Origin of the sequence: Amycolatopsis xylanica, from assembly GCF_900107045.1 — a bacterium.
Lineage (GTDB): Bacteria > Actinomycetota > Actinomycetes > Mycobacteriales > Pseudonocardiaceae > Amycolatopsis > Amycolatopsis xylanica.
Map to the genome: position 1 here is coordinate 312,750 of NZ_FNON01000010.1, position 6,587 is coordinate 319,336.

At 68.2% G+C, this 6,587-nt stretch carries 6 protein-coding genes; 4 read left to right on the forward strand and 2 right to left on the reverse strand.

The window, feature by feature from the left end; genetic code table 11:
- Positions 1–37 precede the first annotated feature (37 nt).
- A complete protein-coding gene (locus BLV57_RS36565; protein WP_091297511.1) occupies positions 38–1,747 on the forward strand; it encodes an MFS transporter in 1,710 nt (569 codons plus the stop codon).
- A 3-nt stretch (positions 1,748–1,750) separates the two neighbouring features.
- Here BLV57_RS36565 and BLV57_RS36570 read toward each other — a convergent pair whose 3' ends face one another.
- Together BLV57_RS36570 and BLV57_RS36575 are read right to left on the reverse strand one after the other, a co-directional pair.
- Positions 1,751–2,851, reverse strand: a complete 1,101-nt coding sequence (locus BLV57_RS36570) for an acyltransferase family protein (protein ID WP_091297514.1) — start codon at positions 2,849–2,851, stop codon at positions 1,751–1,753.
- Between the two features lie 111 nt (positions 2,852–2,962).
- Positions 2,963–3,223 (reverse strand): DUF2631 domain-containing protein, encoded by a 261-nt coding sequence (locus BLV57_RS36575; RefSeq protein ID WP_091297517.1) that lies wholly within the window; start codon positions 3,221–3,223, stop codon positions 2,963–2,965.
- Positions 3,224–3,317: 94 nt separating this feature from the next.
- On the opposite strand from BLV57_RS36575, the gene dxr reads away from it, so the two are divergent.
- The 3 genes from dxr to ispG all read left to right on the forward strand — a co-directional run.
- Positions 3,318–4,523, forward strand: coding sequence for a 1-deoxy-D-xylulose-5-phosphate reductoisomerase (gene dxr, locus BLV57_RS36580; protein ID WP_091297520.1), 1,206 nt, complete (start codon positions 3,318–3,320; stop codon positions 4,521–4,523).
- A gap of 3 nt (positions 4,524–4,526) precedes the next feature.
- Positions 4,527–5,771: a M50 family metallopeptidase gene (locus tag BLV57_RS36585; protein WP_091297522.1), complete on the forward strand. Its 1,245-nt coding sequence runs from the start codon at positions 4,527–4,529 to the stop codon at positions 5,769–5,771.
- 13 nt (positions 5,772–5,784) lie between these two features.
- Positions 5,785–6,587 (forward strand): flavodoxin-dependent (E)-4-hydroxy-3-methylbut-2-enyl-diphosphate synthase (gene ispG / locus BLV57_RS36590; RefSeq protein WP_176968967.1); only part of this gene is annotated, 803 nt, incomplete at its 3' end.

Genomic DNA, 6,587 nt, shown 5'->3' on the forward strand with positions numbered 1-6,587 from the left:
TTGCCATATGCAAGCATATTGCTTAGCATTGCTAAACATGACGGATCTCGGTCCCCGCTACAAGTGGATAGCCCTGTCGAACACCACGCTGGGCATGCTGATCGCGACGATCAACTCCTCGATCGTGCTCATCGCGCTGCCGGACATCTTCAAGGGCATCGGCATCAACCCGCTCGAGCCCGCGAACACGGGCTACCTGCTGTGGATGATCATGGGCTTCCTGGTGGTGACCGCCGTGCTGGTCGTCAGCTTCGGCAGGCTCGGCGACATGTACGGCCGCGCGCGGATGTACAACATGGGCTTCGCGGTGTTCACCGTCTCCTCGGTGATGCTGGCGATCACCTGGTTCGACGGCGACGCGGCCGCGCTGTGGCTGATCGGCTGGCGCATCGTGCAGGGTGTCGGCGGCGCGTTCCTGATGGCCAACTCCTCGGCGATCCTCACCGACGCGTTCCCGGCCAACCAGCGTGGCCTCGCGCTCGGCATCAACGGTGTCGCGGCCATCGCGGGCTCGTTCCTCGGCCTGGTCGTCGGCGGCGTGCTCGCGCCGATCAACTGGAACCTGATCTTCCTGGTCTCGGTCCCGTTCGGCGTCGTCGGCACGATCTGGGCGTACCTGAAACTGCACGACACCGGCATCCGCAAGCACGCGCGGATGGACTGGTGGGGCAACATCACCTTCGCCGTCGGCCTGGTCGCGGTCCTGGTCGGCATCACATACGGCATCCAGCCCTACGGCACCGCGCCGACCGGCTGGGGCAGCCCGTTCGTCCTGTCCTGCCTGATCGGCGGCGCCGCGGTGCTGGTCGCGTTCGTGGTGATCGAGACGCGCGTCGACAACCCGCTGTTCAACCTCTCGCTGTTCCGCATCAAGGCCTTCACGTGGGGCAACGTGGCGAACCTCTGCGCGTCGCTCGGCCGCGGCGGGCTGCAGTTCATCCTGATCATCTGGCTGCAGGGCATCTGGCTCCCGCAGCACGGCTACACCTTCGAGCAGACGCCGTTGTGGGCCGGTATCTACATGCTCCCGATGACGGTCGGCTTCCTCGTCTCCGCACCGGCCAGCGGCATGCTCTCCGACCGCGTCGGCGGCCGTCTGCTCTCTTCCGGTGGGTTGGCGATCACCGCGGTGACCTTCGCGCTGCTGATCGTGCTGCCGGTCGACTTCGACTACTGGGCGTTCGCGGGGATCCTGCTCCTCAACGGCATCGGCATGGGCATGTTCTCGTCCCCGAACCGCGCCGAGGTGATGAACTCGCTGCCCGCCGACGCCCGCGGCTCCGGCGCCGGGATGATGACGACCTTCCAGAACTCGGCCATGGTGCTGTCGATCGGCTTCTTCTTCAGCCTCATCATCGCGGGCCTGTCCCGCGACCTGCCCTCGACGATGAGCCAGGGCCTGATGGCGCACGGCGTGCCCGCCGGGTCCGCCGAGCAGCTCGCGCACCTGCCCGCGGTGGCCGTGCTGTTCGCGGCTTTCCTCGGCTACAACCCGATCCAGCAGCTGCTGGGCCCGCAGCTGACGCAGCTTCCGCCGGAGCAGGCGAGTTTCCTCACCGGACGCGGGTTCTTCCCGAACCTCATCTCGGGCCCGTTCTCCGCTGGCCTGACGGTCGCCTTCGTGTTCGCGATCGGGGTGTGCGTGCTCGGCGCCATCGCGTCACTGCTCACCGGCAAACCCCAGGCCGTGGTGGACAACCCCGAGACGGTGGGCGAGGAACTGGCCGGGGTCGCCGGCGAGCTCTGAGCGTCAGGAAGAAGCGGACGCGAGCGCGGGTGCGGGATCTTCGACGGACTCGCGCCGCGCGGCGATCTTCGCGTGGCGGCGGGCGACGATCCTGCGCCCGACCCCGATCATCGGCTGCTCGACCCAGCGGTAGAGCATGTCGGCCATCGCCAGGCTGACCAGGGTGACCGCCACCGCGGTCAGCGTGCGGTGCGCGGAGAACTGCGGGATCGTCGCCGCGACCGCGATGCCCGCCACACCCTGCAGCAGGTAGAGCGAGTAGGAACGCTCGCCGATGAAGCGCATCGGCGCCAGCGACAGCACCCAGCTCACCGGGCCCCGGTTGATCAGCGCGGGCACCAGCAGCGCGACCAGTAGCGCGTAGGTGGTGCCGCCGATCCGGCCGCCGTCGCCGAAGAACGCCTCGATGTCCAGCATGGACATCTGCAGCACCGCGATCAGCGCGACCATCACCACACCCGCCACCGGGTGGCTGAACACGCGCAGCACGGCGAACGTCTTGCGGTGGTGCAGCGCGACCGCCAGCACGCAGCCGATCAGCAGGTTGGCGTATGCGCCCGCGTAGGGCATCACCGGGATCAGCGCGAACATGGTGGCGACCAGCGCCAGGCCGAGCGAGAACCGCTTGGCGAAGCCCAGCGCCGCGATGCCGAACGCCAGCAGCGGCCACACCAGGTAGAACTTCTGCTCCACGCCCAGCGTCCACGCCTGCCCGAAGACACCGATGACGTGGTACTCGTTCGTGAAGGTCAGGAAGTAGGGGAGCGCGCCGGAAAGCCCGCTGGTCGGGTACTCACCGCGCAGGTAGGTGAGCAGCACCACGATCAGCAGCACCGCGTAGTACACCGGCATGATCCGGAAGACCCGCCGGATGTAGAAGTCGGCGAGCGAGACACGGCCGTTGCGGGCCTCTTCGCGCAGCGCGAGGGTGGTGATCAGGTAGCCGGAGAGCACGAAGAACATGTGCACGCCGATCCAGCCGTTGGCCCGTACCCAGTTCTCGCCGCCGTAGTGGAAGACGACGACAAGCACCGCGGCCACCGCGCGCAGGCCGTCCAAAGCCGGGAAGCGGCGCGTGGCGAGATACGCGTCGTACGTGAGCATGCCGAAAACCCCCAAAAACCCACCCTTGAGAAGCCGTCACTCTATTAGGTGACGCCCGTTGACAGGTGGGTGGGGGTTTGAAGTTTGCCGGGGAGCCCCGTTGGCTGGGCTTTACTTACGCCACGCGGTGCGCTGCCTGCGGATGTCCAGCACCAGCATGAGCACGAGGAACAGGCTCAGGCCGACCAGCCAGAGGTCCTCGGTCGCGCCCTTGTGGTTGCCGTGCAGCATGATCAGCAGGATCACCGCGCTAGCCCAGCCGGCGATGCGGGTGGCCAGCGGGAACGACCCGTGCCAGCCCCATTCGGCCGACGGCTCGTCACGCGGGTCCACCTGGTTCGAAGCCCGCTTCTCGACCGCCTTGCTCGCCACGATCTCTCCTTGCCCGCGCTGTGCTTGCTGACGCGGCGAATCTTTCCACACCTCGCGCACGGCCGTCGAAGGCCCCGCGAGACAATCGGTCACGATGACTACTTCGCGCAGTGTGCTCGTGCTCGGCTCGACCGGTTCGATCGGTACCCAGGCGCTCGACGTCGCCGCCCGCAACCCGGACCTCTTCCGGATCGCGGGCATCGCCGCCGGCGGCTCCGACCCGGCCGCGCTGGCCGCGCAAGCGCTCGCGCACCAGGTCGAGGCCGTCGCCGTGATCAAGGCCACGGCCGCCGAAGACCTGCAGCTCGCGCTGTACGCCGAGGCCCAGCGCCGGGGCTACGCGCAGGGCGACTTCCGCATCCCGCGCATCCTCGCCGGTCCCGGCGCCGTGCTGGAGCTCATCGACTCGGTCCCGGTGGACGTCGTGCTCAACGGCATGCCGGGCTCGCAGGGCCTCGAGCCGACGCTGCGCGCGCTGGCCACCGGCTCGACGCTGGCGCTGGCCAACAAGGAATCCCTGGTCGCGGGTGGCCCGCTGGTGCTCTCCCGCGCCAAGCCCGGCCAGCTCGTGCCGGTCGACTCCGAGCACTCGGCGATGGCGCAGGCGCTGCGCGGCGGGCGCGCGGAGGAGGTCGACCGGCTGGTGCTGACCGCGTCCGGCGGCCCGTTCCACGGCCGCACCCGCGCCGAGCTCGCCGACGTGACGCTGGAGGGCGCGCTCAAGCACCCGACCTGGTCCATGGGCCCGGTCGTGACCATCAACTCGGCCACGCTGATGAACAAGGGCCTGGAGCTGATCGAGGCGACACTGCTGTTCGGCATCGAGGCCGAGCGCATCGACGTGGTCGTGCACCCGCAGTCGGTCATTCACTCGATGGTGACCTTCGTCGACGGCTCGACGCTGGCGCAGGCCAGCCCGCCGGACATGCGCCTGCCGATCGCGCTGGCGATGAACTGGCCGGACCGGGTCGCGGGCGCGGCGCCCGCCTGCACCTGGGACCGGGCGACCGCGTGGACGTTCGAGCCGCTCGACAACGTCGCCTTCCCCGCCGTCGACCTGGCGCGGCACGCGGTCAGCGCCGGTGGCTGCCTGCCCGCGGTCTACAACGCGGCGAACGAGGTGATGGTCGACGCCTTCCTCGCGCAGAACACCAGCTTCACGTCGATAGTGGACACTGTTTCCCAGGTGGTGGCAGCCGCCGATGAATGGCGTCGCGAACCGCGCGACGTGGACGATGTACTCGCGGCGGAGCAGTGGGCGCGGGCCCGCGCTGCCGAAGCGATGTCTGGGAGGAAGTAGCGCGTGGTCATCGTCTTGGGTGCGATCCTTTTCGCGCTGGGTATCTGCGTCTCGGTCGCACTGCACGAAGCGGGCCACATGCTGACGGCGAAGGCCTTCGGCATGAAGGTGCGCCGCTACTTCATCGGCTTCGGGCCGACGGTGTTCTCGTTCCGCCGCGGGGAGACCGAGTACGGCCTCAAGTGGATCCCGCTCGGCGGCTTCTGCGACATCGCGGGCATGACCGCGCTCGACGAGGTCACCCCCGAAGAGTCCAAGCGCGCCATGTGGCGGTTCCCGACCTGGAAGCGGACCGTGGTCCTCTCGGCAGGCTCGGCCGCGCACTTCATCCTGGGCTTCCTCGTGCTCTACATCATGGGCGTCACCATGGGCCTGCCGGACATCGAGAAGGCGGAGGCGCTGAAGAACCCGGACGCGACCATCTCCAGCATCTCGCCGTGCGTGCGCTCGGCGACCACCAAGGCCGAGGTCGAGGCGCAGGCGAAGGAACTGGTTTGCCAGCCCGGGGACGTCGCGCCCGCCGCCGCGGGCGGCATGCTGGCGGGCGACCGGATCGACTCCGTCAACGGGAAGCCGGTCAAGACCTGGGAGGAGGCCGTCAAGGCCATCCAGGTGGCCTCGGGTCCCACCGCCTTCGTGGTCCAGCGGAATGGCCAGCCGGTCAACCTGACGATCACCGTGCCCAAGATCTCGCGGCTCCAGTCCGACGGCTCCGTCAAGGAGTTCGGCATGATCGGCGCCTCGCGCTCGAGCACGGTCCCGCCGCCGCTCAAGTACGGCCTGGTCGACGGTGTCGGTGGTGCGATCCATCACACCGGTGTGATGTTCGACCAGACCTTCCAGCGGCTGATCGAGTTCCCGTCGCGCATCCCGGCCGTGTGGAACGCCATCTTCGGCGGCGAGCGTGACCCGAACACCCCGGTCAGCGTGGTCGGCGCGAGCATCATCGGCGGCGAGGCCGTGGATCAGGGGCTGTGGGAGGTCTTCGTCTACCTGCTGGCGACGCTGAACTTCTTCATCGGCGTGTTCAACCTGCTCCCGCTGCTGCCGCTCGACGGCGGGCACATCGCGGTGACCTGGTACGAGCGCGTGCGCGACCTGCTCCGCAAGACCCGCGGGAAGGTGGCCGGTGGACCGGTCGATTACACGAAGCTTTCCGCGGTCACGATGGTGCTCGTCTTCTTGGGAGCAGCAGTCACGCTACTCACCGTAACGGCTGACATCGTGAACCCACTCCACCTGCGGTAGGTACCCTGACAGGGTGACTGTCGCACTGGGAATGCCGGCCCTGCCTCCTCCTGTCCTGTCCGATCGACGTAAGACCCGCCAGCTGCAGGTGGGCTCTGTCGGCGTGGGCAGTGAGCACCCGATTTCGGTGCAGTCGATGACGACCACGCTGACCTCCGACGTGAACGCGACCCTGCAGCAGATCGCGGAGCTGACGGCGGCCGGATGTGACATTGTGCGCGTCGCGTGCCCGTCGGCGGACGACGCGGAGGCACTGTCGGCGATCGCGAAGAAGTCACAGATCCCGGTGATCGCGGACATCCACTTCCAGCCGAAGTACGTGTTCGCGGCGATCGAGGCGGGCTGCGCGGCGGTCCGGGTGAACCCGGGCAACATCCGCAAGTTCGACGACCAGGTCAAGGAGATCGCCAAGGCCGCCAAGGACCACGGCACCCCGATCCGCATCGGCGTCAACGCCGGGTCGCTGGACAAGCGGCTGCTGGAGAAGTACGGCAAGGCGACGCCGGAGGCGCTGGCGGAGTCGGCCATGTGGGAGGCGTCGCTGTTCGCCGAGCACGACTTCCACGACATCAAGATCTCGGTCAAGCACAACGACCCGGTCGTGATGGTGCGCGCCTACGAGCTGCTGGCCGAGCAGTGTGACTATCCGCTGCACCTGGGTGTGACCGAGGCCGGTCCGGCGTTCCAGGGCACCATCAAGTCGGCGGTCGCGTTCGGCGCGCTGCTGCGGCAGGGCATCGGTGACACGATCCGTGTGTCGTTGTCCGCGCCGCCGGTGGAAGAGGTCAAGGTCGGGATCCAGATCCTGCAGTCGCT